Below are 25,809 nucleotides of genomic sequence, written 5' to 3' on the forward strand. Positions count from 1 at the left end.
ATGGTACTGCAACGTATAAGCAAACCGATTATCTATTTCATCTTAATAGCCATGAGTCTCTTCTTCCTCATGCCAGTATACGTCATGATTATCACAAGTTTAAAGCCATTTGATGAAGTAACATTAGCGACGATGTGGCAGCTGCCAACCACACTGGATTTCAGTGGTTACGCGGAGGCATTTGGAAAGCTTGCGCCAAACCTAATGAACTCATTTTATCTTGTAATCCCAGCAACACTTCTTTCTGCAATACTTGGAGCAATGAACGGGTATGTATTAGCAAAATGGAAATTCAAAGGTGCGGATGTCTTATTTACGGTCATCTTATTCGGAATGTTCATCCCATATCAAAGTATCCTTATTCCATTAATTCAATTTTTACGTGAGGCAGGTCTTTATAACTCGATTTTAGGATTAATCTTTGTTCATGTCGTATACGGCTTACCAATTACAACACTGATGTTCCGTAACTTCTACGCGAACATCCCAGACGAAATGATCGAATCAGCGCAAATTGACGGGGCAGGATTCCTAGGGATCTTCCGTCACATCATGATTCCATTATCGGTTACTAGCTTTGTCGTTGTGGCAATCTGGCAATTTACGAATATATGGAACGAGTTCTTGTTCGCGGTAACAATTACAACCTCTGATCAACAGCCAGTTATGGTAGCGTTGCAGAATCTATCTGGCAGTCAGATTGTACACTGGAACGTGCAAATGGCTGGGGCGCTGTTAGCGGCATTACCGACATTGTTGGTTTACATTCTGCTAGGAAAGTATTTTGTAAAGGGATTATTAGCTGGGTCAGTGAAAGGTTAAGTGGAACCCATACAAAAAATGACGATCTCCTTAAACAATGAGCGGATCGTCATTTTGAAAATTTCTAGGGAGATTCTTAATCCCAATCATTGGGTTCAGCGAAGGAGCAAAGGTTGTCATGGCCGTTGTTGATGAGATCTCAGGTAATAAGATAGTATAAATTTAAAAATAAAAACAATGAGAGTAGAATCTTTTGAAATTCCCTTTCACTAAAGAAAAAGCATGGATTGAATTCAAATTCAATCCATGCTTTTTTATCGTTTAGGAAATAATAAAATTCTTGTACTGTGGATAGTTGCTCGGCATCGCTCCGAAGCACAGGACCTGCAAGTGCAGTTACAGTGAATAACGTCGCGTCTGTAACTGCCTCGAGTCATAGGCTGCTCTTGAATTGAAGGTAAAAAAACACCTTCTATTCAAGAGCGTCTTATTTGCCCGAGGCTGATCAAGGCTCTTGCGCTTTTGTTCCTAGTATAAAGGATCATCCTCCTATTAACACAAATATGAGCCAAGCAAGGCCTGGTCCAAGAGCGACGACGATGGCTGTAACAAACAAAAGCTGTCTAAAAAACACTCGTTCGCTTATACCTTGAACATTTGCAAGGAGTAACGCACCATTTGTTGAGAAAGGACTTAAATCCACGATGCTGGATGATATTGCGATTGCTGAGATTACGCCGATGGATGAAATAGTCGGATCTTGTAGGATTGGTGCTGCAAGCGGAATGATAGCCGCCAAGAAACCTGTTGTTGAAGCAAATGCTGAGACAAACCCTCCCACGTAAGACGCTGTAAGAGCCGCGATGACGGGATTCCCTACACTGGCTATTAATTCTGTAACGTAGTCAATGGTTCCAATCTCTTCTAGCACCCCCACGTATGTAACGATTCCTGTAATTAGTAGGATGACCGACCATGGCATTTTTCCTAGCACTGCGGCTTGTTTTTTGGGGGCAATCAATGCTAGTGCCAAACCAATTGCAAATGCCGCAAAACCAATGTTTATTTTGAAGCCAAGAGCCAACACGACAAGGAGTACTAAGCCAAAAACCGAGGCTCCTTTATAAAAAGTCATACCGTCTTGCTTTTCTTTGCTGTTTTCGGATTTTTCAATTTTATTTTCAGGATTTACGTCTATCGTAGCTGCTACATACGTGTGATGATTGGCCTGGTTTTTAAACATCCGGAGCCCGCCGAGAACGATAAATACAATCAGCGATGCTACAACTCCGTATATAAATGCGTTTGCGAAGAGCATACCAGGAGAATATGGCAAATCCCTAGACTGCATGACACCGTTAACAATAACACCATACGGATTTAGCGGGGAGAAGGAGCCCGCAGTTGAACCGATTACAACCATTACGCCCATCAAGAGAGGATTGATGTTGTATTGAAAAGCAAATCGTAACGAGATAGGAGCTAGAATTGCGATAGCAGCTGGACCTAATGTACCGACACTGGTTAGCAGAGTACAAAGTGAAAACATAACCCAAGGTATCAGACCGAGGTTTCCTTTAACTAAGCGGAGGCCCCATCCTGTGATTAAATCAATAGTCCCGTTGTTCTGGATAATAGAAAACAGGTAGGTTACCCCGGCAAGAAGAATAAAGAGATCCTCTGGAAAGCCGTTAAAGATGTCGTCAACACTCAACCCACTGGCAAGAGAGCCAACCACAAAAGCAGCGATGAAACTCAAAATGCCAAGATTTATAGGCAAACATGCACCAATGACAAACATTAAAAGAAGGACAATAATACCAACAAGTTCTAAGCTCATAAGAACCTCCTCCTATTTTTTAGAAGTGTTTTAAAAGGTTAGCGGAGAGGATGATTGTATAAGAATGTTGAAGCTTTTCCCCAATTTACTATTTATCTACGATATTCGATATAATCCTCCTTTCGTTAAACCTTAAAAATTGAGATAATCAACAATCGACTACAATGCTAAAGTTGGTAGTAGTAAGATGTGGTAAGAGTATGGCAATGGAGAGGAAATAGTTCTGAAAGTAAGCGTTTACAAAAATGTTTTATACAGTCGACTGTATTCTAAGATTTATAATAATGGCAATAAATTAAAAAAGCAAACATTATTTTTAATATTTAAAAAACATTGAATAATCAGTTATTTATTGATAAAATAAAAATCGACAGTCGACTATATATAAATTAAGGAGGGGGCTGCAATATGAAATCGAACTTTATGAATAATGCATTATCAAATTCAATCGCAGAACATATCTCTGAACAAATTATTACAGGTGAACTGAAGCCAGGTGAAAAATTGGTTGAACACATCTATGCAGAAGAATATGGTACGAGCAGAGCCCCAGTTCGTGAAGCAATATACCTACTTGCAATAGAAGGACTGGTTGAAAGAATTCCGCGAAAGGGAGCGCTTGTAAAAAAATATACTAAAAATGAAATATACGATCTTCTTGAAATTCGGAATATGCTTGAGAATATGTGTATGGATCGAATAAAAAAGCATGGAACAGATAAAGGTTTGATAAAAAAGATGAGCGAACTTCTCGGCCAAATGAAACAGGTTAAGGATGTTTATTCCTATACGAAATTGAATCACTCCTTTCATATGTGCCTTATCGAGATGAGCAAAAGTGAAACAATTAAAAATATGTACTTGCGCCTTGGCTGGCCGTTGTTAAGAATTCAAAGCATCTCTTTTTCTAATGAGGGAAATATTGAAAAATCCATTGCAGAACATGAAATCATCATCAAATTATTGAAGGAACAAAACATGGTGCAATTGTCATCCGTTTTATCAAAACATAATCATGACGTGATCTCTAGTATCGAAAAAAACTTCTTCATAGTTGATTAATACGAAGGAGGTGTATCTTTTGAGGCTTGCATTTTTGTTTCCAGGGCAAGGTTCCCAAAAACCGGAATTTCTGAATGAGCTGCAGACATGTGCTGCTGTGGAAAATGTCCTGGAAACAGTAACTGATTTGCTTGGTAAAAGCGTATACAAATTAGATTCAAAGGAGGCACTTGCTTCAACAAAAGCAGTACAGCTCTCACTTTTGATTGCAGGAGTAGCTACTTTTAAAGCATTTGAAGCAGAAGGAGTGAAACCCGATTTTGTTGCAGGTCATTCCGTCGGTGCATTTAGTGCCGCGGTTGCAGCTGGTGTCATTGAATTAAAAGACGCATTAAAAATCGTTAAGCTACGCGGGGAGTTAATGGAACAAGCATATCCTGAAGGATATGGTATGGGAGTTATACTAGGGATGGAATTTTATAAATTGCAGTCACTTGTATCATATCATTTCGATGAAAAATATCCGGTTTTTATTGCGAATCAAAATGCATTAGATCAAATTACGATCTCGGGTGCCTTACATGGGATACAGAAAGTACTAGATGATGCAAGACAGAATGGTGCACGTTGTGCATCAATGTTAAATGTTAATACTCCTTCACATTGTCAGCTTCTTTCATCTGTATCAGATGCTCTCACTACAGCTCTTCATAATATTAAATTTCATGATCCTGTTATTCCATACGCTGGGAATCGAAGAGCACGTCTTTTGTCTGATCCGGTCGACATTCGACTAGATCTCGCTGAAAGTGTTTCTTCTCCAGTTCAATGGCATGATGCTTCTACGGTTTTGTATGAAAAAGGGGCGAGATTATTTATCGAAATGCCTCCGGGAAACGTACTATCACGCTTAGCAGCAAAGGCATTTCCTGATGCAAGAGTTTTATCTGTAGCAGAGAATGGATTTGATAATTGTCAGTTTATAGCAAAGCTCGAACGATTGAAAAGATGAAAGGGGAATAAGAGATGGAAGTGATGAAACAAGGAGTTAATCAAAAAAGATCTTGGACGACACGACTTGATGAGAAAAAGAAGCGAATGGATAGTGTCAAAGGCTTGGTAGACGGGATGGTGATTCCAACCGAACATATAGTAGAGGCAATGGAAAAGCTAATCAGACCGGGAGATCGTGTTGTTCTAGAGGGAAACAATCAAAAGCAAGCTTCGTTTTTATCAGAAGCACTTGCCCAGACAAATCCCAAAAAGTTATTTGATTTACACATGATTATTTCGAGTATTTCAAGACCGGAACATCTTGATCTTTTCGAGCGGGGTATTGCAAAGAAAGTGGATTTTGCGTACTCAGGTCCGCAAAGTCTTAGAATGGCGCAAATGCTTGAAGACGGGCAATTAATGATGGGTGAAATTCATACATACATTGAATTGTATGGGCGGCTTTTCATCGATTTGATTCCCTCTATCGCACTTGTAGCTGCGGATAAAGCAGATAAATTCGGAAATTTATATACAGGGCCAAATACGGAAGAAACACCGACACTTGTTGAGGCTGCTGCCTTTCGTGATGGCATTGTCATCGTTCAGGTGAATGAATTAACTGATGAGCTGCCACGTGTCGATATACCTGGATCTTGGGTTGACTATCTTGTTGTTGCTGATAGACCGTATGAGCTTGAACCGTTATTTACACGGGATCCCCGTCACATTACTGATATTCAAATTTTACAGGCGATGATGGTCATCCGCGGTATTTATGAGAAGCACCAGGTACAATCGTTGAATCATGGTATAGGATACAACACAGCTGCAATTGAATTACTGCTACCGACATATGCAGAATCACTTGGTTTAAAAGGAAAGATTTGCAAACATTGGGCATTGAATCCACATCCTACACTGATTCCAGCGATTGAGAGCGGCTGGGTCGATAGTGTTCATTGTTTCGGTGGGGAAGTAGGCATGGAGAAATATGTGGCTGCTCGACGTGATGTCTTTTTTACAGGACATGATGGCAGTTTGCGCTCGAACCGGACTCTTTGTCAAATGGCCGGACAATATGCGGTTGATTTATTTATCGGTTCCACTTTACAAATAGATTCAGAAGGAAATTCGTCTACTGTAACACGAGGCAGATTGGCTGGTTATGGCGGTGCACCGAATATGGGGCATAATCCTGGAGGACGTCGTCATTCAACACCTGCTTGGTTAAATATGATGACGTCAACCGATCCATTAGCTCGTGGGAAAAAACTGGTCGTGCAAGTGGTAGAAACCTTTCAAACTGGTAATAAGCCTGTTTTTGTTGAGTCACTTGATGCAATTAATGTGAAAAAAGATTCTGGACTAAGTATAGCACCGGTCATGATTTACGGAGATGATGTCACACATGTTGTTACAGAAGATGGGATTGCCTATTTGTACAAGGCAGATTGTATCGAAACAAGGAAAGAAGCCATTGCAGCAATAGCAGGTGTTACACAAGTTGGATCGAGTTATAATACGAAAAAAGTAGATAAGTTACGAAGTGAAGGATTGATTGCCTTTCCGGAAGATTTAAACATTCGTCGTACGAATGCAAAACGCTCACTGCTGGCGGCCAAAAATGTAGAGGAGCTTGTCGAGTGGTCAGATGGGTTGTATGAGCCGCCTTCAAAATTCAGGAGTTGGTAAAGGAGGATAGAAATGAAAAGTGAGATGCAATCTTTCAGTGACATCGCTGCTAAAGTAGCCGTTCGTTCATTAATTGAAGAAGTGGAACTCACACCAAAACCAGGTCTTGTAGATCAAGTAAATACGGGTGCACATCAAGATTTGACCCTTCAACTAATGATAAAATCAGCAGAAACACTTACAGATACGTTTAAAAATATTGCATTCGTTAGCTATGGCCGTAATCCTTCACAAGCTTTAAGAGAAGAAATTGCTGCGATTGGACGGATTGGAGAAAGAAAAATGTTTGAGGCAACTGGCGGCGTAAATACCCATAAAGGAGCCATTTGGGCAATTGGTCTGCTCGTCTCGGCTGCCTCGATTGGAAAAGGAAGGTTTACCATTAAAGAGATCGTAAAACGAGCCGGAGAAATAGCTTCCTTTCCTGATCGGCATTGTCCAAACACTAATACAAATGGTAGGATTGTCACTTTAAAATACGGTGTTGGAGGAGCGAGAGGAGAAGCACAGCAAGGATTTCCCCATATTATGAAATTTTCTCTCCCTATGTTATATCGCTCTAGAGCGTACGGTTTAACAGAAGAAAAAGCCAGATTGAAGACGCTTCTTTCATTAATTGCTCATGTAGATGATACGTGCATATTACACAGGGGCGGTACGGAAGCTCTGATGTTTGCAAAAAAAAAGGCCGCTTATTTTTTAACAAAAGACAATCTTGAGTGCATCAACACACTTGATGAAGAATTTATCAGTCGAAATATTTCACCAGGTGGCAGTGCTGATCTGTTAGCAGCAACATTGTTTTTGGATAAAATTCATGCACTTAAAGCAGTTGATGAAGTACAAAAATATGAATTGATAAAATAAATGGGGGTGCTTCATTTGGAAAAAATTACATACACATTTCCTGCAACAAAAAATATTCTTCGCATTTCCCACGTAGGAGTCGTCGGATCTGGTGACCTGGAAATTATCATGGAACCATCTAGCCATACACAGTCAGAAGTAACCATTCGAACAGGAATCACCGGTTATAAAAATACTTGGGATTCCGTTATTCAACGTTTTTTCACACAAAATGATGTCTCGGTGAAAGTGAAAATTAATGATTTCGGAGCAACACCTGGTGTGGTGAAACTTCGTCTTGAACAGGCATTGGAGGTTAGCTGTCATGATCAGAACATGTAAAGCTAGTTTTGTAGAATGTAGTGGACGGGAGCGTGCTCAAAACCTATTAGATTATGATACTTTTAAAGAATTGCTTGGCCCGTGGGATCATTTAGAGTCACCTCATTTGGAACCACAGGGAATTGTACCGCAAAGTGATGATGGGGTTATCATCGCAAAAGGAACAATAAACAAACACCCAGCTGTAGTGATCTCAATAGAGGGAAAATTCCAGGGGGGAGGAATAGGTGAAGTTTCCGGTGCGAAAATTGCTGGAATACTCGAAAAGGCGTTAAAAGACTGTGAAACTGGTATAAAAACGATCCCTGTGTTCGTATTTGATACTGGAGGAGTACGGCTTCAAGAAGCAAATTATGGTCTACTTGCTATCGCTGAAATTAGTGCTGCAATTGTGGCACTTCGACGATATGTACCTGTCATTGCCGTCATTCCAGGGAAAATCGGGGCATTTGGAGGGATGTCCATTACAGCAGGTCTTTGCAGTGCAATTATTATGACACGTGAAGGTCGTCTTGGATTAAACGGTCCAGAAGTTATTGAACAGGAAGCTGGTATACGTGAATTTGATTCCAAAGACAGACCGCTTATCTGGAGTACGATTGGAGGAGAACAGCGTAAAGCTGCTGGTTTTGCAGATGTATTAATTGAAGATGATACAGAGTCAATAAAAGAGGTAATTTCTTCTATTATTAAGGATAATATTATTCCTGTTCCTAGAACAGAACAAGTAAGAAGGTACGAAGCCTTTTTGGATTTGGTCAATCCAGAACAGCGGTTGTCGTCTGATGATGCGCGGTTGCTCTGGGCTCAGTCTGAAAATGAAGTGGTTGAAGCAAAGCAAGTTAATTTAGAAGGTATTAATAATATGGGTCGGGGGCATACATGGTTCGATTTACTACGTGGAGACGCCATGGAAATAGGGGATCTTTCATCTGTTCGAGTAGCTGACGGCGTAATCGGAGAGAAAAAAGTTCGGTTTATTGCTGTTGTTCCAGATGTTAATAATCGTTTTCCACGTGCGAGAAAAGGGGAAGTAGGTCTGCAGGAAGGCTGGTCAATTGCAAAATATATTCGAGAAGCCATCAAAGAAGATCAAAATAGTGAAAAGCGTGCTATTGTAGCAATTGTTGATGTTCCGAGTCAGGCGTATGGCTACCATGAAGAACTGCTAGGTATACATCAAGCATGTGCAGCAGCAGTTGATGCTTATGCTTCTGCAAGATTAAGTGGTCATCCTGTCATTTCATTTATACCAGGAAATGCAATTTCCGGCGCTTTTTTGGCACATGGCTTACAGGCAAATCGACTGATTGCACTTCGTGATGCTGGTGTGAATGTCCACGTCATGTCGAAGGAATCAGCCGCCCGGATTACACAGCGAAGTCTTGAAGAATTAGAATTCGCAACAAAAAAAGTACCGGCAATGGCCTATGATATTGAATCATTTGAAAAGCTCGGTGCTCTATTCTCGTTAGTGGATGGAATAGAGGCAGACATTCCCGGAAAAAAAGACCTTGACATCATCTATAAAGAGTTAGAACGTGCAATTAAAGATGTATGCATGGCTCGTTCAAAGGATTTACACGAACGATTAACTTCATCTTTTGCTCAGTCAGGCAGAAAAGCATCAATTTTGGTAAGAGAAAAGTTGAGTGAGCAATGGAACTAAATCCACATGATTTGCTAGAATTGAAAAGTGTAAAGGGATTGATCAGTCATTCACCATTGCCAGAATGGGTAGAACCATCAATTACAAGAGCACCTTTTGTAGTTGTAAGACGTTCCCGAGCAAGTGAAGGATTTGTGGCGGTCGGTGTACGAGGTAGGGCAAGAAATGAGCGATACGCTGCCTTCATGCCGGTTGATCATCTTTTAAAACGGATTACGCCAGAACAGCTGGCACAAGAAAGAAAATGGAAGAAGCATCCTCAAGAAATTTTTTCTTGCCTAGAACAGGTCAGTCATATCATGAATGATCATTCACTTATATGGGGACCGGTGGGAAGTGTAGGATTTGAGTTGTTAAGCGGGAAAAAGACAACGACTAAAAAAAGTGATATTGATATTGTTATTCGTATTTCAGAAGGGTTCACAACTGAGTTTGCAAAAAAAATAGAAGCTGAATTAAAAAAAATTCAGCATCGTGTGGACGTTCAAGTGGAATCGACAATTGGAGCCTTTTCTCTAAGTGAGTATGCAGCTTCAGAAGGAAAACCGATTCTCATTCGAACAATCGATGGACCAATCTTAAAGAAAAGTAATTTACGATAAAGACGGGGTATACCATTCATTACCTTAAATCTAACATTCAGACTGTGAAAATCTAGTAGGAATATGCTCAGTTGTTTAAAAAAAGCAAGGGGGATTAGCTAAATAATGGTCCCCCTTGCTTCTTAGCATTTTTTAAAATTTATTTCCTCTCCATAACCAATGATAATTACTTCGGTTTTTTTATAATCTTTTAACAACTCTTTCAACTCCTGGTCCTTATCAATCATAAATTCTACGACAGGAAAGGCCTTTAATAATTGATTTAAAGACTCCTGTGAAGCTGCCGTTTTTTTAGTAGGAAAGGTATGACTTGGAATCACATATTTTACTTTTAATAAATGTTTAACTGCATAAGCTGCTTCTTTCGGCCCCATCGTAAAATGGCCTGATGAGGATAAGATAGCAATGTCCGGATGATAAACGTCTTGAATCAGCTTCATATCTGACATGAGTGCCGTATCACCTGAATGGTAAAGGGTATAATCGTGTAAAAAATCAAAAATATAGCCAGCTGCTTCACCGGCATACACTGGCGTACCTTGTGTCTCTTGATAGGAAGATGTATGTATTGCCTGCACCATCGTCACAGTAACATCATCAAATGAGACTGCACCACCAATATTAATAGGAAGCACATTTTTAAGACCTTGTTGAAGGAGGATCAAAGCCAATTCATATTGTGCAACAATCATAATGTCAGGCTTGACTTCAACTAATTTAGAAAGTCCACTTGTATGATCAAAATGTCCATGAGTAAGGAAGACACAATCAATTGATTGATAAAAATCCTCATGATCCAAATCTGGAGGAAACCCAGGGTTTAAATCAAAAAAAGGGTCAATTAAGTAGTTTTTTCCTTCATTACTTTTTAAAACATACATGGCATGACCCAAACGTAAAATGTTCATAAATTGCCTCCTTTACGATTCGAAATAAATTCTCAAATCATTCTATTCTTAGTATTGGGAAATATGTACTTCTATTTGAATAGGGTGATAGTCATGATTATAAAGATAATCGTTCTAGGAAAGGTATCTGTTTAACAGTGGCATTAGCCGAGAACATATCATAAGAAAGGACATATAAATATTATGTAATTCTTTATTTATGCATAAGTAGATAGGAAAACCATACTTGGCACATAGGTAACCCTGTGAAAGTATTGCCGCAATTTGTTCTAAATTTCTTCCAACATACTATCCTGCATGGCGATACAAATGAAGTGCTGATCAAAGGATGATTTTACAGTATTGCTGGAAATACGTTCGGCGAGATGTTCTAAATCACGACCTTGGAGAGTCGCATGGAGCGGCGGTCGGTGTCAGCGTGACTTCACCGCGCAAATAATACGTTATCGTCCATATTTTATCAGGTGTATTTGAGGGAAAGACGACCGGTACGTCGCTTTTTGTGATCCTGAACAATCATGACATAAGCCCGGCAGCTTACAGCATGATTCAACATGTTTTCCGCCCGGGCCATGCGGACTTTACTTAGCTCAAGAAGTACGGAATTCGTGATTACCGAGGGAGTTGGAGGGCATCAGGAAGGGAATCAGCAGGCCGAGTGGTAGGAGGGCAGTGGCGTGTATACTACTGGAACGAAGAGGTGTGCAGGTGCTGGCTTATACGAAAGAAATAGGGGGAAAATGCATGCCGGCATTCGAAGAGCAAGCCATCGAGCAAAATATCGTCCGTGCCTGCGACCCGACATCAGCAACTGAAATGGCGAAGAAGATCGAGCAGTTGGCGACGGTAGGCAACAGCTGCGGAGGCATCGTAGAATGCCGGATCCACGGTGTCGTCATCCGGCCTCGGTGAACAGGTATTCGATAAGTTGGATGCAGAGTTGGCCAAGGTAATGTTATCTATCGACGTGGTGAAAGGCATAGAATAGGTTCTGGCTTCTCCGCAGCTTCAATGCTTGGAAGCGAGCATAACGGCGAGTTGAGTTCCTCTGGTTTTTTGTCTAATCATTCGGGTGGGATTATCGACGGAATAAGTACAGGACAAGAAATCATTTTCGTACCGAGTTGTCGAAAAGCCGACGTCATCGATTTCAGTTCCGCAGAAGACGATTAACTTTAGAGGAGAAGAACAGGAGATTTGGACAGAAGGCAGGCATGATCCGTGTATTTGCCCGAGAATCGTATCGGTCATCGAGGCGATGGCATGCCTGGTATTGGAAGATCATTATAAACGACAATCCGCTATGCTGGGCTGAAGGTTATTTGGAAAGGAGAGTTATCCATGTCTGATGAAAAGCTGGAGAGAGAGAGGAAATTAAAGGATTTACTGGTACGTTTAACGGATTCGCCATTTTACAATCGAAAATTAGCGGATTATAATCTGATGAACATAGGACTAAAACAAATCTCTACATTGCCGATTACAGTAAAAGGCGAACTTCGAAAGGCAGGATCATTTGATCATCTTGCTGTTGACCATAAAGAAGCGGTACATTATTGCGAATCGTTCGGTACTACTGGAGAACCAACATCTGCTTGGTTGACGAAGGAGGATTTGGAAACAGGCATAAGACAAATAAAAGGGTGCGGGGTACGGATTGACAAAGAAGACATTGTACTGCTTCGATTTCCACATGGATTGACGGCTACCGCATTTCTTATGCAGCAAACCTGCCTTCAAGTGGGGGCGACGATTATCCCCGAGTACAGTACGATTACCCCTTATCCTAAGTTGCTTGATCTCATGAATCGACTGTACGTCACGATCATTGCAGGATCTCCTCGAGAGATAGAATTGTTGGCCGAGACGACGCGCTTGCTTGGTTTAAACAGTAGCGAGCATTTCCCCTCTCTCCGGGCGATCATTGTTACCGGAGAAGTAGTGGGTGAACGTCGAAAGGAGCATTTGAAACGGAGGTGGGGTGTTCCAATAATTGATATATACGGTACTGCCGAGACTGCTAATATTGCAGCAATGTGCGAGCATGGCGCAATGCATGTCTTAGAGCAGGACGTTTTGGTTGAAACGCTTAAGGAAGATGGTTCCCGACTTGCCAAACCGGGGGAGAGGGGGCTCGCTGCAATTACGACATTGTCCCATCAAGCTTCACCGCTGCTGCGGTATCTCAACGAAGACGTGATCTCCGTCGAGCAGGGTTTATGCGCATGCGGCCAAACCGAAAGCAAGCTCGTCCATTATGGTCGACTGAAGGATAGAACTAGATTTGGGGAGATTGTGTTGGATGAAAAGGATATTCAGGACGCCGTATACTCGTTGGCTCCCGTACCCGATGCTTGGAAAGCTATGCAGCGAGAGAACGGATTTCATATGATTCTCGATTCGGAGCGATATGCCGATTGGTCGTTGGAGAGAATTCAGGTTCAATTATCCGAAATGCTGAAGGTGACGGTAACCGCGGAGATCGGCTTCAACACGCTGCTTAACCGGGATGAGCTCACACGAAATGTTGCTCCAAAGAGAGAGGTCTATATATGTAAGGGCGACAACGAAGATCCTGACACAAGCAGCTCCATTCTATTGCGAGACTTGCTTCGTCGCGGTTACAGCGAGTTTATGAGCGACAAGTACAAGAAAGCACAGAAATTGTTTGAAGAGGCGGTTGCGCTGATTCCCCATAGTGCTGAAGCGCATGCATGGCTGGCTGCGGTTTACGGTCGGCAGATCGATGCGGCTTGGAGTTTGAAGGAGAAAATTGAACTTTTTTCGATGCTGGAAAACGAAATAACGACCGCCCTTGGAATCGACCCGACATTGCCGCTCGCTAGGAGAATGAACGGATCGAAATTGTTAAATACGCCGGATATGCTAGGGGGAGACCCCTCCTTAGCAGCCAATGAATTCCGTTATTGTATCGACCAGGGGATGAATGACGTTGAAATATGGGTATCGCTGGCTGAATGTTATATGAAAATGGATGATCCGGTTAAAGCGAAAGAAGTATTAAAAGTAGCATTGGCTCTAGAGCCAATGCATGAAAGAGCGACACAATTATTGGAGCAAGCAAAAAAACGCGAGGATTTATGAAAAATTGCGATAATATAAAAGGTAAGAAAGTATAAAGTCTTTAGAATATCACAGCCATTGTAACTGTGATATTTTTTGTTAAAATAATTATTGAATCAATAACCAAGAAAAACACCCCCAATATGTCGATCATTGTAGATACGAAGTTGAGGGGTGTTATTTCCTTTGTCTCCTTTAATAAGGTAACCCTAAAGAATGGGGAAGGCTTCTATGTGCATTCATCGAAACAGAAAGGGAATGTAAAAGAGCTGTTACAATATATTGCATGCTATATTCATTGACCTGCTGTTAGGAGGTCGAGGGATATGGCGGGGAGTATGTAACGTTTAAGTACGTCGATTAAACCAATGAGAAAGATAAGCGATAAATGCTCTCGATAGAAGCATTTATCAGACGATTAGTACCTCATATACAGGATGAACAATTTAAAACAATTCGTTATTATGAGGTGAATTGACGTCGCCTCAAACGTTAAAGCAAAGAAAAAATCAGTTTATTTCACAAACCAGTCGTCGTCTAATCGTGAAAGAGAAACGAATGGTGCGTAAAAGAAATTGGAGAGAGCGAATACAACACCAGACAGGGAAAGATCCGATGATTTGCCTCAAGTGTTCGTGTTATTTTGAATACAAAGGAGAAGTCTATATTCCGGATTGCGAGTTAGTGAAAAAGGCAGTGTGTGAAAAAAGCCATCAACTATCATTGCTTGGCTTGTCAGGAGGAAGAGGTAATTCCTTATGATGTCGTACTAGATTATGGCATCATGGATGGAGGAGATCCGATCGTCCCACCACAATTTAGCTGTGAAAATGTAGAGCAGAAATTTATCCAGAATCCTACAAAGGCATTCATGGCCAGGAATATAAACTATCGGATGTCCTCTCATCTTGACAAAGGACCGGGCTGGTTATTCCCGGTTTTTCTTAATACTCTTCATCATTTCTTGTCCGGCTGCTACGGCACCACTCTTTAAGATAGTAGGGAGTTTTCCCAATATGAGTTGTGGAGACTGATTCTGATTTACTCCACTCACCGCACCTTTCATATCATTGCCGACTTGGTTAACACCGGTGATTAAACCGGTTGTAATGATAGGTTTGGATTGTTCCTTTATTTTCCCAAAGATCTTCTTTATATCAACTTTTGACATGCGTGTCACCTCCTTTCAAAAGAAACTTTCCCTCCCTATGGTCTGTTACAGCATGAAATAGCGCCGTCCTTTCTGATTGAGCCGGTTGCGAGGAGTTTTTTATTTCTTTTGCTCCTCCGCCCAGCTTTGGAGAGCGTTCCCTGCAGCAGTAACGGTCCTTCTTATCAAAATTGATGTGATGCTCTCGGTGTTCGGTATATGCTCAACAGCCGGTTTTCCTTCCAAATTCTTAAGCTTTAGCTTGAGGAGATGCAGAAAATCAGGATCCAGCGTTTGGTTCATCAGCCTTTTCCAGCACATAGCCGCAGACTGATTTTGACCGATCCGACAGTATACCTCGCCAAGTTCGTAGACAAGCTGCAAGTATATTTCGTTCTCAAGGAACCCTTCTTTATGCATTTCCCGTTCGATGAGAAAGGTATAATCTTCAATCGCCGTGTGGGCACGGTGGAAATGCTTTTCAGGCAACTTATATGCGGCCTTGCCTCGCAGGATTCGGATCATGCCATCCTGAGGGGCGGCACTTACCGCTCCGTCAAGAAGCTTCAGCCCTGCTTTCGACCACCTCAATTTTTCCAAAGGTTTTGTCTTATCCCGAGCGATTAGAATCATGGTGCTTCCATGGTATGCATCCACAAGCGGGTGGCTTAGAGAGTCTGATCGCACCCGTTCCAACAACTGATGCAAGTCTTGAACGGCCTTTTCATTGCCCTCGACGGCGTCCTTGTGTAGTTGAATAACCTGCTTAAGTAAAATCTCAATATCCGTCTCGTTTATATTCACCAATTGTCTATTCCTCTCCTGTCATTTTTTCCTGTTACTTTTTCTTTGATGTAAACTGTTTTAATCGTTGCAATACTTCATTTGCTTCGCTCAATTTTCCTACATTTTTGTAAGCGGTACTTAGATCCTCCATAATTCCCCTCACTTGCGTATTAGTAAGGTAACTGGGATCTTTTTTATAACGTTCCAGCAGGAAGGAGTAGTCTTCGATCGCAGTCTGTGTGCAATGGAAGAAGGACTCTGGCAGCCGCAGACATACATTCGCACGCAACATCCGAATTTCCTTCTGGTTCGGGTCCATGGAAATCGCTTGATTCAATGAATCTAGTCCTTCTTGCGCTTTATCTGCTTTTTCCAGAGGCTGAACAGCATCTCGCCCTAATAGCGCAAGAGTGCTGCCGTAATAGGCTTCAATAAGAGCATTGTCGGGCTCGATATTGCGAAGCTTTAAGAAAATTTCATAGGCGTTTTTCACCGACTTTTTATCTCCGTCTACGCCTTTCATAAGAACCTTTTTTCCTTCTTCAAATTGATTCATATTTGTGTTGTTTTTTTTCATTTCAATTTCCTCCTAACGAAAAATTCGGATCAAGAACAAGAATCTGATACACCTGTTGTACTGGCAATGATACAAATCGAGAGATTCTAAATTCGGGATTGTAGACATAGATTCCGCCATCCAAGCAGCAATTCGAGAACTCGTGTGGTATTCGTAAAACATGCCTCATCTTGCTCTGTCCGATAAAGATCGTATCGTCCGTTATTGCAAGTCCGCGTGTAAAACCTGGTAGTTGAATCGGCGTCTCGTTCCCGGTTATGACACTGAACGACATAGAGTCGCAATAAGATAGTTTGTTTTGATGCACCATTATCGAATGAGGCATATACAAACTCTTTACGACGACATGATTTGCCGGGTCTATGTCGAGGTGTTGACTGGGATCAAAATCAGTCAAATCAATCGCGACAATCCCACCGTTTTTATGAGTAGGGTCCAGATACCATTTACCATAAGGAGAAAACATAGAAACATATAAAGTATGACCATCCAACCAAATGTCATTAATATGATGAACGTCTTTGTCCTCAGAATTGAATCGAATCTCCCCTATTCGGGTGAACGTTTCGGTCTCATAGCATCCGATTGCATTAATCGCTGTTTCCACAACCAAAACAACATGATCATTAAACTTAACGATGTCGTGAAAATCGAGTCTCATGTGTTTCGTTTTCTGAATGACCTCGAACCTCTGGTCCATAGTAATGATCTGATTATCGTCGGACGCTATGAATAATCGATCCTTAACAAATGTCATTCCCGAACAACTACCGGTGTAAAGCTTCTCCAAAGCGTTATTTTTAAAGTCTAGTAAAAAAAGTCCACCCTGATCTGAACCACTGGCTGGACAGCTTACCAGAAGACGTGTATTTAGATACTCAAAATCTGGATCATTCTCTAATCCGAATAACAACACGGATCAAACCCCTCCTTAAAATAAAAGATTTGTGCTTGCTAAGATATGTAAGGTTTATATGAACGGTTTGGATGGAATACTCATTTTTTAAAAAATGTATGTTTATCCGAGGCAAGTCTGAATTTCCTGCATTACATAAAGATTAGAGGAAGGAGGAGAGAACATGTGTAATGGAAATCTAAATAAAGACGGAGAGAACATGTGTCATGGAAATCTAAATAAAGACGACAGCAAAAAAGCAGAAAAAGCAAAAAAAAGAGAAGAGAAGTTGGCAAGAAAAAAGGCAGAGAAGCAGGCAAAAGAAAAAAAGAAACAAGAAAAGGAAGCAGCAAAAAATAATGAAGATATAGATTAATTTAGATGGATCAAAACTGTCCAAGGAAACAATTCACATTATTCATGTGGGTGATTTTATCAAATTTATGTGTTTTGTTTCCTCGGCGAACGCGAAAGACAAGAACCTAAAGGTCTTTATAAAAAGGTCAAAGCAGGTGAAACCCTTGGAGTCTACGTGTGTGTCCGATCCTTATGAATCCTAGTCCATAAGAGACGTTATAGAAATCCGATAGGCAATCGGCAGGAGATTTCGTTGCGCAGATCCTGGCTGCTTTACATTTCTATAACTATATTTTTCAAGAGTCGCAATGAAAGTTTGAGATAGGATCGCCACAATTGATATTAGGCTTCAAATGGTTGTAGGATGTTGTCCTATCTCAGGGTACTGGTACAAGCAGTTTAGCCCGCATAATTCTATGAGTATTAAGAATACATGGAATGGAGGATTTAGATGAAGTTTCAAACTCATAAGATGACAGTTTCCATTGACGAACATTCATCCCATCTAGAACAATTCAAGGAATTTTATAAGCAATTGGATGATGAAGGGAAAACCATTGAAATAATTCCTCATGAAAAAAAAGAAGATTATCAGTTAAAAGCTGTTAACGCTACTCTTGCACATGTGTGGAACCGAAATGAATACTACCGTTCGACGTTGGAAGAGGCAGGCTTCACAGAGCCTAAAATCGATAGTCTAGAACAATTAGCTTCCGTACCGATGCTGAAGAAAGATGTCATTAGAGGTGATAAAACAAAGATTTTATGCGTCGATCCAAAAGAAATAGGTCAAGTTCACCTAACTAGCGGCACATCGGGTAAGCCGATATATACCTCTTACACATTAGCTGATCAATATGTTTACGATCTGCTCCCGAAGTATTTGGAGCTGTTTAAGGAGTCGGACGATGATGTCGCTGCGATTGCGCTGCCTTATGAATTTGCGCTGCCCGGCCTTGGATTTCAGCGATTATTTCAATTTGCGTTTGGTACGGCGGTTCTGTCGCTTGGCAAAGGCGGTTACATGGCTCCTATCGATAAGTCGTTGGAATTAATGAAGGAATATCAAGCCACTGTCCTTACTACAACCCCTTCTTACGCAGCGCTCTTGGCAGAAGAAAGCGAGAAGTTCGGTATAAAAATTGGTGAAGATATTCGCCTAAAAAAAATTTGGCTTACCGGCGAAGGATGCTCCTCCACCTTTCGCGAACGGCTGGAAAAGTGGTGGGGATGTGAGGTCTCCTTCTTCTACGGCTCAACCGAGTGCGGAGTTATCGGTGTAGAATGCAGTAAGCATAAAGGGTATCACGTCATGGAAGGGCATGTAAAAGTCGAAATCGTTGATCCGGTTTCGGAGGAAGTGCTTCCGTACGGTCGAACGGGAGAAATTGTTGTGACGACGCTACTGCGTGAAGGAATGCCGATGGTACGCTACCGGACCGGGGATCTTGGCAACTTGCAAAAATCCAAATGTGATTGCGGAATCACAATGGACGTTATGCAGCTAAGGGGCCGAAGTGAGCACATGCTGCGAATAGGCACCGAAGACTATTCTCCATTTTTGATCGAGCACTTTCTCATGGAGATTCCCGAAGTAGGTTTATGGTATCACCTTAAGCTGGATCAAGGAGTGCTCACAATCGAAGCCGAGAAGTTTCGCACGAAGCTAAGCGACGAGCAATTGGCGGCAAAAATTCAAAAGCATATGGCTGATCGGATTGGAATACATTGCGAAGTCGTAATCAGACACGATATCCCTCGTACGTTCGGCAAAGCGACGAGAGTATTCAATTAGCTATATACAAAAAACGAGAAAGGAAGGTGCCTTAATGAGCGACATCGATAGAGAGAGGGCGCGAAAGTTTCAGGAGATGTATATGCGTATTCTAAAATCCCCTCTGTATAAGAGGAAATTATCGGACTATGCTTTAAACGGCATTGGGTTGAGTCAAATCCAGACACTTCCGTTAACGACAAAGGAAGATCTGCGGAAAGCCGGCCTCTTCGGTCACCTCGCCGTCGATATGAAGGAAATCGCTCAATACCACGAATCGACCGGTACGACCGGGGAGCCCTCTGCCGCCTGGTTTACGCAAAAAGATTTGATAACTGGCGGAAGACAATTGAAGGAATGCGGTGTGCATCTGACGTCTGAAGATCTGGTGCTGATCCGTTTTCCTTACGCAATGGCGCTGCCTGCATTCTTAATGCAGCATGCAGCTTGGCAGACAGGAGCCGGGGTCGTTCCCGCAAGCGGACGTACTGTAGTTACCCCTTACCCCAGAGTGTTAAGCCTGATGAAACATCTTTCTGTCACGGTGTTGGCGGGACTCCCGCGTGAGATGGAACTGCTGGCCGAAGCGGCTCGTCTCAGCGGTTCTGAGCCGAGTAAGGACTTTCCGGCTTTGCGCGCCATATGCGTAGCCGGTGAATTGATGAGCGACAAGCGTAGGGAACATATAGAAAAGCTGTGGAACGTGCCTGTATTTAATATGTACGGTTCGACGGAAACTGCTAATATCGCGACAATGTGCGAGTATGGCACAATGCATATCGTTGAAGAAGATTTTTACGTAGAAGTACTAAATGAGGACGGTTCAAGTCCTATCGCTTATGGAAAAAAAGGGTTTGCGGCGATCACGACGCTTTCCCATCAAGGTTCACCTCTGCTGCGATACTTTAATGAAGACATTATCTCTGTAGAGCCCTGTTTATGCGATTGCGGCCGGGCAGGAGCCAAGTTGGTTCATTACGGCAGAAGCAAGGATCGAATCCGTTTCGGAAACATCGTGCTAGACGCAATGGATATTCAGGAAGCCGTATATTCTTTGTCTCCTGCTCCGGATGCTTGGAAGGTGCTAGAGCAGGAAGAGGGGTTGCACATTTTAATAGATTCACATGATTCCGGGAAATGGTCAGAGGAAAAAGTCCGTTCTCGATTATCTTCTCGACTTCAAGTGCCCGTTACCGTTGAAATCACTAAGTTGCTTGATCGTGGCGATCTCATGAGTAACGTTCCATCAGTAAAGCCTGTTTATATCCAAAAGCGAAGTATCGGCTCATAGAAAATAGATCCATTGAATTCGATAGATAACGATAATTGATTAGGGAGATTCCCATTAATTAGATTTAAAGAAAGGATTGTTCATCATGAGTGATAAATTGCAACAGGAGAAATCACGGCTGCTCGTAAGCCGCCACCATAAAAGCGAGGATACGATTATTGATATTAAGCAAGCGGTGATCGGTGGTTCTTCACATACGCTGATCGCAGGTCCCTGCTCAATCGAATCGAGAGATCAGCTTGTAACTGTTGCTTCCGCTTTAAAGGAAGCTGGCTTACCGGTCTTACGCGGCGGGGCGTTCAAACCGAGAACTTCTCCTTACGATTTTCAAGGACTCGGTGAAGAGGGATTAAAAATTATGAAGGATGTGGCTGATGAATTTGGATTGGTGACCATCAGCGAAATTATGAGTTCCTCTCAAATCGATACAGCCGCCCGTTATATCGATATCTTTCAAATAGGGGCGCGCAACATGCAGAACTTCGACCTGCTGAAAGCTGTCGGTCAAACGAAGAAGCCCGTACTTCTGAAACGCGGCCTTTCTGCTACTTTGGAGGAGTTTATGCTTGCAGCAGAATATATTCTGCATCAAGGAAATGACCAGGTCATGTTAATCGAACGTGGTATACGCACTTTCGAGAAAGCGACTCGCAATACGCTTGATATTTCCGCTGTTCCAATCTTAAAGCTGGAGACCCACCTTCCCGTGCTAGTGGATGTCAGTCATTCTACCGGGCGGAAAGATATTCTGCTGCCTTGTGCAAAGGCAGCGCTTGCCGCTGGTGCCGACGGGATTATGGTTGAGGTGCACCCGAATCCCTCAGCCGCTCTCTCTGATGCGAAGCAGCAAGTCAACATTGATGAGTTTCATGCGTTCTGGAAGGGGCTCTGCGATTCCGGTTTGTACCATTAACAAATTTCAATAAATGTCGAAGAGAGTCGCGGATATTAGTCTAATGGAGGTTAGAGTATGGCAGACTCACAGTTTGAGAGAAAGGCGTCTGATTTTTTACACGGATTGATATTCGACTTACTGTTAGTAACAGATGGACGTACAACAGATTTGCTGGAAATGCTGTTGAACGAAAAAATTATTGTAGATGTGATCCGGCAAGAAGAAATAGGTGGAGAGGATGCAAATCTGATGGGTGAATCCTCGGGAGGTCCGTACTATATTCGTGAATCCGTTTTGATCGGCGAGAAAAGTGGATTTGTCGTGTCACACAACATTGCGGTTGTATATTCGAAGCATATACCTCCCGATTTGTTCGAGAAAATTGCGCATCAACAAGAGGGAATTGGAAAAGCAATCAGCTCATTCGGAATGCCTACATTCCGAAAGGTGGTCGACTCCGGTTTCATGAACGAAGCGGAAACGATCGATCTTTTTCAACGGCCAATCAAGGTTCACTTTTCTAATCTGCAAAATAAGGTGCCTTACAAAAGATACTACATTTATTTCGGCCGTAAACCGGGGATTCAGCTGCTCGAATATTTCCATCCGAGCATTATCGGACACCGTTTACAGCAGGGGATGACGAAAGAGCAATCGAACAAAGAAGAATAGGTTCTAAAAGAAGAGTAACTGAATAATGGCTGACTCTACTGGAGAAACGCATCCCTTAGAGATCAGCCATTGCTTTTTGAATATGAGGGCCTCAGCAGTGAATTATATGCTAACAGGCTTTCTTATTTTTTTCTTGATTTTGCTTTCATTTGTTCGAAGATATCGCCCCCGGAGACGACCATTTGTTCACCAGCATATTGTACACCCTTCTTTACGGCTTCAAATAAATTTCCTACAACGATATCGACGGGTTTATCACGATCTTTTAAAGCTTCAATGAATTCTTTCTCGGCTACGTCTGCTCCATTTTTGACTGCCGTCGTGTAGTTAGCGACAAAGTATCTAAATCTTTGATTGATTTCGCGAAAAAAATTCGAAACCTCTTGATTATCCCTTAACAACTGTTTCACCTCCTTACGATTCTACATTAGTTGCTTTCCAAATGGAGTCTACACTTCCTGCTACCCTTCATCATGAAACTGAATTGCTTCAGCCATCCTTTACTCGTCGGATGCGGCTTTCAACGCGGTCGCACCCTCGTGATCCTGCATCGGAAGGGAATCAATCGCCGTTCGTTTATTGCCGTCCCTAGATGTAACCAATGCAACGATAACGCCCACCACTAGTACGAAAACAAACACGCCGCATAAACTCATACCCAGAATGAATAAAATTCTATCCCCAATCCTTGTTTTCATTCTACTTGGACTCCTTCCTTATAAGGTTAGTTCAGTATATGATTAAATATCCTAGATCATATAGGTAATGGACTATTATTCGGTGAATTCCACTTTAGTCCAATCCAGGTTAGCAAACTCACATATAAATATAAGTGTCATCAACCCTATAAAAGGAGGTTCCCCATCAATGGATCATATTCAGAGGAAAACTGATTCTAATCCGTTCACAGATGAAGAAGCACTTTCAACCGTTTCGAACCAGGAGGGCAATTTGGAGTGGAAGCAGTTTATCCAAAAAGAGTTAGAGAAACTAGAAAATCAGGAAAAGGATGAAGGGAAAGAAGACTCGGAGACGACCTCATCGGCTAAGACGGAGTTTACACTCAGTTCCCTTATCGAGCAGATACCTCTAGAAAAAATGATCGATTCAGCAATACGAATTTTTAATAAGAAGACAGAAGCGGAAAAAACAAAACCAGAAAAAACAGAAGCGGAAAAAACAAAACCAGAAAAGACAGAAGCGGAAAAAACAAAACCAGAAAAGACAGTAGCGGAAAAGACAAAACCAGAAAAGACAAAACCAGAAAAGAAAGTAGCGGAAAAGACAAAACCAGAAAAAACAAAACCAGAAAAGACAGTAGCGGAAAAGACAAAACCAGAAAAAACAAAACCAGAAAAGACAGTAGCGGAAAAGACAAAACCAGAAAAAACAAAACCAGAAAAAACAAAACCAGAAAAGACAGTAGCGAAAAAAACAAAACCAGAAAAGACAGTAGCGGAAAAAACAAAACCAGAAAAGACAAAAGCGAAAAAAACAGAACAAAAAAAACAGAACCGGAAAAAAGAGATAGTTCTAAGTGGCACCTACATGAATCAAGAATATGACAGTAATTCATTGTTAAATGAGTTAAAAGAAAAAGTAAAACGCCGCGGCCAGCAACTACATTTACAGCGTGTTGAAGCTGAAAAAGAAAAAGCACTAAGAGATGGTAAAGAAAAATTCATTGAAGCATTTAAAATACCATCTTCCTTAAAAACCTCTGACGAATTGAATGATCTTATTTTGAGGTTATATGAGTTGAAAAAGCAAATGAAAAATTCCAAGAAAATAGAGGAATGATGAAAATGGCATTTGACCAAGGTACACAAAGTAAACTTAAAAGTTTGTAAGTGGAGCACCATTTTGCTCTTGTCAAATGAGTATATTAGACAAATGCCAGATGAATATGGATTAGACCCAAATACCGTACTCGTTAGCGACTTAAGTAAACTTAAACATCTTGTTGATGCGTGAAGACAAACGGCAAGTTTAATAAGAGATACAATTAATCATTACATTGCTTCAAGTCCTACCAGTGGTATATTCAAAGTAATGAAACGTATAGTTCGTGAACAGGCTTTCACAATTCACAATCGTTTATGTGCTATGCGAATGGCTGAGGCTCGCGGAATAGTTGATCTTATTGGAAATGGTTACAATTCGAAAGGTTTCAATTATATACAAGTTTATCGAGAACAGTTCGTGGAGAAAAGGGTGATGCCTATAAAAGTTTTATATATAGTTTATTTGATGAGTTCGCGAATGACTTGCCTGTCTTTTTTGATAGATACTCTCGAATGGGGCGCCTTTTCCACCGCGAATCAGTGCTCTTAGAATTGTTATCTTTGATTAATGATCCGAAAATAATTCAATTATGGACAGAGGATGAAACAATAGGTTGGATATATCAGTAATGTAATTCCACTGAAGAGCGGAGACAGATAAAATCCAAGTCTAGGGTTCTCGGAATAGTCGGGAATTAGCAGTGCGTAACCAGGTTTTTACACAAAGATATGTTTTTCAAGTAGTTGAAGGATAATACGCTAGGACGTATTTGGTATGAGATAACGCAAGGTGAAACATCTTTTCTCGATGAATGTTCTTACTTGGTCAAACGTCCAAATGAAATCTTCCTAAGAAAAGGTAAGGAAGTTTCAGAGGCTAATGAATCTACTGAGGATATCAGCCAAGAGAATTTATTGAACCAGCATTTTTATTTTCCATACAGACAAATGAAAGATCAAAGCGTGAAAAAAGATTGCTAGATCCAGCATGCGGGTCTATGCATTTGGCTAGTGTGCTTTCGATTTATTTATGAAGATAAGTAAGCAAGATACCATCAATCGATAGATAAAAATCCTCATTATCCAAATGTGGAGGTAACCCATGGTTTAAATCAAAAAAAAGGATCAATTAAGTAGTTTTTTCCTTTATTACTTATCAAAACATACATAGCATGACTAAGACGTAAAATGTTCATAAATTGCCTCCTTTATGATTCGAAATAAATTCTCACATCATTCTATTCTTAGTATTGGGAAATATATACTTCTAATTGAATAGGGTGATAGTCATAACAATAAAGGTAAGCGTTCTAGGAAGGGTACTTCTATTAAAAATAAGGATTTACATGACAAAGTTAACTAATAAACTTGAAGTAGATTTGATTGGAGGAGAGCGATCGTTGTCGACTTTTCAGGCATTTTCCTAACTTGAATATCAATTTTTTATCGATCATACTAGTAATAGAATCGTATAGAAAGGTGTTATCAAAATGGATGCTGCCAAAAACACTCAAAACAAACGTAAGCGTGTCCGCAGGAAAGGAACCCCCATCACAAAAATCTTACGAGCTTTCTTATTTATAACAATTGGACTTCTCATTGTCTTTACTTACTATTTATATACGGAAGATAAATTACTAATCTATATATTACAGTTGTCCACTACCTTTATTACCTTTATTAAATCGATTCCAATGCCTATTTTTATGATAATCGGTTATACGATTTTGATTTTTTATGTTGGTTATCTAGTAGGAAAGAGAAGGGGTTAGAGAAGGGGTATCATTCTGATCTATACTTATGTTTATTATTTTGCACTTTATAGTGGAGAAATCGAGAGTATAAATTTTAAATGAATACTGCAAATTGATACTGATAAACAAGT

Annotated in this window: 23 protein-coding genes and 2 pseudogenes; 17 read left to right on the forward strand and 8 right to left on the reverse strand. The window is 41.2% G+C overall.

What is annotated here, in order from left to right:
* Positions 1 to 822 carry a carbohydrate ABC transporter permease gene (locus tag GMB29_RS09660; protein ID WP_136356483.1) on the forward strand — a complete coding sequence of 274 codons (822 nt, stop codon included), beginning with the start codon at positions 1 to 3 and terminating at the stop codon, positions 820 to 822.
* Positions 823 to 1,303: 481 nt separating this feature from the next.
* Here the strand turns inward: GMB29_RS09660 and GMB29_RS09665 are convergent, their stop codons facing one another.
* The gene (locus GMB29_RS09665; RefSeq protein ID WP_136356481.1) at positions 1,304 to 2,602 is read right to left on the reverse strand and encodes an SLC13 family permease; all 1,299 of its coding nucleotides are present in this window, start codon (positions 2,600 to 2,602) and stop codon (positions 1,304 to 1,306) included.
* A 408-nt stretch (positions 2,603 to 3,010) separates the two neighbouring features.
* On the opposite strand from GMB29_RS09665, the gene GMB29_RS09670 reads away from it, so the two are divergent.
* From GMB29_RS09670 to GMB29_RS09700, 7 genes are read left to right on the forward strand one after another with little or no spacing between them, the layout of a single operon-like run.
* A complete protein-coding gene (locus tag GMB29_RS09670; protein ID WP_136356479.1) occupies positions 3,011 to 3,664 on the forward strand; it encodes a GntR family transcriptional regulator in 654 nt (217 codons plus the stop codon).
* 19 nt (positions 3,665 to 3,683) lie between these two features.
* Entirely contained in the window at positions 3,684 to 4,616 is a 933-nt protein-coding gene (gene mdcH / locus GMB29_RS09675; RefSeq protein WP_136356477.1) for a malonate decarboxylase subunit epsilon, read from the forward strand.
* Positions 4,617 to 4,630: 14 nt separating this feature from the next.
* Positions 4,631 to 6,292, forward strand: a complete 1,662-nt coding sequence (mdcA, locus tag GMB29_RS09680) for a malonate decarboxylase subunit alpha (protein WP_136356475.1) — start codon at positions 4,631 to 4,633, stop codon at positions 6,290 to 6,292.
* Positions 6,293 to 6,304: 12 nt separating this feature from the next.
* Positions 6,305 to 7,159 (forward strand): triphosphoribosyl-dephospho-CoA synthase, encoded by an 855-nt coding sequence (locus GMB29_RS09685; RefSeq protein WP_136356473.1) that lies wholly within the window; start codon positions 6,305 to 6,307, stop codon positions 7,157 to 7,159.
* A 15-nt stretch (positions 7,160 to 7,174) separates the two neighbouring features.
* Positions 7,175 to 7,480 (forward strand): malonate decarboxylase subunit delta, encoded by a 306-nt coding sequence (locus tag GMB29_RS09690; protein WP_136356471.1) that lies wholly within the window; start codon positions 7,175 to 7,177, stop codon positions 7,478 to 7,480.
* Positions 7,464 to 9,149, forward strand: a complete 1,686-nt coding sequence (gene mdcD, locus GMB29_RS09695) for a biotin-independent malonate decarboxylase subunit beta (RefSeq protein WP_136356469.1) — start codon at positions 7,464 to 7,466, stop codon at positions 9,147 to 9,149. The genes GMB29_RS09690 and mdcD overlap by 17 nt, the downstream gene beginning before the upstream one ends.
* On the forward strand, positions 9,140 to 9,751 hold the full coding sequence (locus GMB29_RS09700) for a malonate decarboxylase holo-ACP synthase (protein WP_136356467.1): 612 nt from the start codon (positions 9,140 to 9,142) through the stop codon (positions 9,749 to 9,751). Before mdcD ends, GMB29_RS09700 begins: the two co-directional genes overlap by 10 nt.
* Before the next feature lie 122 nt (positions 9,752 to 9,873).
* Here GMB29_RS09700 and GMB29_RS09705 read toward each other — a convergent pair whose 3' ends face one another.
* Complete coding sequence (locus GMB29_RS09705; RefSeq protein WP_136356465.1) at positions 9,874 to 10,659, reverse strand: metal-dependent hydrolase; 786 nt, start codon at positions 10,657 to 10,659, stop codon at positions 9,874 to 9,876.
* Positions 10,660 to 11,000: 341 nt separating this feature from the next.
* On the opposite strand from GMB29_RS09705, the pseudogene aroC reads away from it, so the two are divergent.
* A pseudogene (gene aroC, locus GMB29_RS09710) lies at positions 11,001 to 11,974 on the forward strand (chorismate synthase).
* A 26-nt stretch (positions 11,975 to 12,000) separates the two neighbouring features.
* Positions 12,001 to 13,764 (forward strand): AMP-binding protein, encoded by a 1,764-nt coding sequence (locus GMB29_RS09715; RefSeq protein ID WP_136356463.1) that lies wholly within the window; start codon positions 12,001 to 12,003, stop codon positions 13,762 to 13,764.
* Between the two features lie 907 nt (positions 13,765 to 14,671).
* Here the strand turns inward: GMB29_RS09715 and GMB29_RS09720 are convergent.
* The 4 genes from GMB29_RS09720 to GMB29_RS09735 form a co-directional block, all read right to left on the reverse strand.
* Positions 14,672 to 14,914, reverse strand: coding sequence for a hypothetical protein (locus tag GMB29_RS09720; RefSeq protein WP_136356461.1), 243 nt, complete (start codon positions 14,912 to 14,914; stop codon positions 14,672 to 14,674).
* Between the two features lie 99 nt (positions 14,915 to 15,013).
* Positions 15,014 to 15,697, reverse strand: a complete 684-nt coding sequence (locus GMB29_RS09725; RefSeq protein ID WP_227551730.1) for a hypothetical protein — start codon at positions 15,695 to 15,697, stop codon at positions 15,014 to 15,016.
* Between the two features lie 34 nt (positions 15,698 to 15,731).
* Positions 15,732 to 16,256 (reverse strand): hypothetical protein, encoded by a 525-nt coding sequence (locus GMB29_RS09730; protein WP_227551646.1) that lies wholly within the window; start codon positions 16,254 to 16,256, stop codon positions 15,732 to 15,734.
* A 1-nt stretch (position 16,257) separates the two neighbouring features.
* The gene (locus tag GMB29_RS09735; protein WP_235883166.1) at positions 16,258 to 16,917 is read right to left on the reverse strand and encodes a DUF4915 domain-containing protein; all 660 of its coding nucleotides are present in this window, start codon (positions 16,915 to 16,917) and stop codon (positions 16,258 to 16,260) included.
* A gap of 418 nt (positions 16,918 to 17,335) precedes the next feature.
* On the opposite strand from GMB29_RS09735, the gene GMB29_RS09740 reads away from it, so the two are divergent.
* The 5 genes and pseudogenes from GMB29_RS09740 to GMB29_RS09760 all read left to right on the forward strand — a co-directional run bounded on the left by GMB29_RS09740 (position 17,336) and on the right by GMB29_RS09760 (position 22,140).
* Positions 17,336 to 17,527, forward strand: a complete 192-nt coding sequence (locus GMB29_RS09740; RefSeq protein ID WP_136356457.1) for a hypothetical protein — start codon at positions 17,336 to 17,338, stop codon at positions 17,525 to 17,527.
* A gap of 432 nt (positions 17,528 to 17,959) precedes the next feature.
* Positions 17,960 to 19,303, forward strand: coding sequence for a phenylacetate--CoA ligase family protein (locus tag GMB29_RS09745; RefSeq protein ID WP_136356455.1), 1,344 nt, complete (start codon positions 17,960 to 17,962; stop codon positions 19,301 to 19,303).
* Positions 19,304 to 19,337: 34 nt separating this feature from the next.
* Complete coding sequence (locus GMB29_RS09750; protein WP_136356453.1) at positions 19,338 to 20,573, forward strand: phenylacetate--CoA ligase family protein; 1,236 nt, start codon at positions 19,338 to 19,340, stop codon at positions 20,571 to 20,573.
* Positions 20,574 to 20,637: 64 nt separating this feature from the next.
* A pseudogene (locus GMB29_RS09755) lies at positions 20,638 to 21,486 on the forward strand (bifunctional 3-deoxy-7-phosphoheptulonate synthase/chorismate mutase); the annotation flags it as partial.
* Between the two features lie 57 nt (positions 21,487 to 21,543).
* Positions 21,544 to 22,140 (forward strand): 4-hydroxybenzoate synthetase, encoded by a 597-nt coding sequence (locus GMB29_RS09760; RefSeq protein WP_136356449.1) that lies wholly within the window; start codon positions 21,544 to 21,546, stop codon positions 22,138 to 22,140.
* A gap of 122 nt (positions 22,141 to 22,262) precedes the next feature.
* Here the strand turns inward: GMB29_RS09760 and GMB29_RS09765 are convergent, their stop codons facing one another.
* Together GMB29_RS09765 and GMB29_RS09770 are read right to left on the reverse strand one after the other, a co-directional pair.
* On the reverse strand, positions 22,263 to 22,541 hold the full coding sequence (locus tag GMB29_RS09765) for a hypothetical protein (RefSeq protein ID WP_136356447.1): 279 nt from the start codon (positions 22,539 to 22,541) through the stop codon (positions 22,263 to 22,265).
* Between the two features lie 99 nt (positions 22,542 to 22,640).
* Positions 22,641 to 22,838, reverse strand: coding sequence for a hypothetical protein (locus tag GMB29_RS09770; protein WP_136356445.1), 198 nt, complete (start codon positions 22,836 to 22,838; stop codon positions 22,641 to 22,643).
* Positions 22,839 to 23,007: 169 nt separating this feature from the next.
* On the opposite strand from GMB29_RS09770, the gene GMB29_RS09775 reads away from it, so the two are divergent.
* Positions 23,008 to 23,940, forward strand: coding sequence for a hypothetical protein (locus tag GMB29_RS09775; RefSeq protein WP_155443866.1), 933 nt, complete (start codon positions 23,008 to 23,010; stop codon positions 23,938 to 23,940).
* A gap of 1,474 nt (positions 23,941 to 25,414) precedes the next feature.
* The gene (locus GMB29_RS09780) at positions 25,415 to 25,696 is read left to right on the forward strand and encodes a hypothetical protein (protein WP_136356441.1); all 282 of its coding nucleotides are present in this window, start codon (positions 25,415 to 25,417) and stop codon (positions 25,694 to 25,696) included.
* Positions 25,697 to 25,809: the final 113 nt, after the last annotated feature.

Source organism: Metabacillus sediminilitoris, from assembly GCF_009720625.1.
Taxonomy (GTDB): domain Bacteria; phylum Bacillota; class Bacilli; order Bacillales; family Bacillaceae; genus Metabacillus; species Metabacillus sediminilitoris.

Coding starts and splice junctions, on each gene's coding strand:
- GMB29_RS09660 (WP_136356483.1), top strand. CDS start 1: ATGGTACTGCAACGTATAAGCAAACCGATTATCTATTTCATCTTAATA.
- GMB29_RS09665 (WP_136356481.1), bottom strand. CDS start 2,602: ATGAGCTTAGAACTTGTTGGTATTATTGTCCTTCTTTTAATGTTTGTC.
- GMB29_RS09670 (WP_136356479.1), top strand. CDS start 3,011: ATGAAATCGAACTTTATGAATAATGCATTATCAAATTCAATCGCAGAA.
- mdcA (WP_136356475.1), top strand. CDS start 4,631: ATGGAAGTGATGAAACAAGGAGTTAATCAAAAAAGATCTTGGACGACA.
- GMB29_RS09685 (WP_136356473.1), top strand. CDS start 6,305: ATGAAAAGTGAGATGCAATCTTTCAGTGACATCGCTGCTAAAGTAGCC.
- mdcD (WP_136356469.1), top strand. CDS start 7,464: ATGATCAGAACATGTAAAGCTAGTTTTGTAGAATGTAGTGGACGGGAG.
- GMB29_RS09700 (WP_136356467.1), top strand. CDS start 9,140: ATGGAACTAAATCCACATGATTTGCTAGAATTGAAAAGTGTAAAGGGA.
- GMB29_RS09705 (WP_136356465.1), bottom strand. CDS start 10,659: ATGAACATTTTACGTTTGGGTCATGCCATGTATGTTTTAAAAAGTAAT.
- GMB29_RS09715 (WP_136356463.1), top strand. CDS start 12,001: ATGTCTGATGAAAAGCTGGAGAGAGAGAGGAAATTAAAGGATTTACTG.
- GMB29_RS09720 (WP_136356461.1), bottom strand. CDS start 14,914: ATGTCAAAAGTTGATATAAAGAAGATCTTTGGGAAAATAAAGGAACAA.
- GMB29_RS09730 (WP_227551646.1), bottom strand. CDS start 16,256: ATGAAAAAAAACAACACAAATATGAATCAATTTGAAGAAGGAAAAAAG.
- GMB29_RS09735 (WP_235883166.1), bottom strand. CDS start 16,917: ATGAGACTCGATTTTCACGACATCGTTAAGTTTAATGATCATGTTGTT.
- GMB29_RS09740 (WP_136356457.1), top strand. CDS start 17,336: ATGTGTAATGGAAATCTAAATAAAGACGGAGAGAACATGTGTCATGGA.
- GMB29_RS09745 (WP_136356455.1), top strand. CDS start 17,960: ATGAAGTTTCAAACTCATAAGATGACAGTTTCCATTGACGAACATTCA.
- GMB29_RS09750 (WP_136356453.1), top strand. CDS start 19,338: ATGAGCGACATCGATAGAGAGAGGGCGCGAAAGTTTCAGGAGATGTAT.
- GMB29_RS09760 (WP_136356449.1), top strand. CDS start 21,544: ATGGCAGACTCACAGTTTGAGAGAAAGGCGTCTGATTTTTTACACGGA.
- GMB29_RS09770 (WP_136356445.1), bottom strand. CDS start 22,838: ATGAAAACAAGGATTGGGGATAGAATTTTATTCATTCTGGGTATGAGT.
- GMB29_RS09775 (WP_155443866.1), top strand. CDS start 23,008: ATGGATCATATTCAGAGGAAAACTGATTCTAATCCGTTCACAGATGAA.
- GMB29_RS09780 (WP_136356441.1), top strand. CDS start 25,415: ATGGATGCTGCCAAAAACACTCAAAACAAACGTAAGCGTGTCCGCAGG.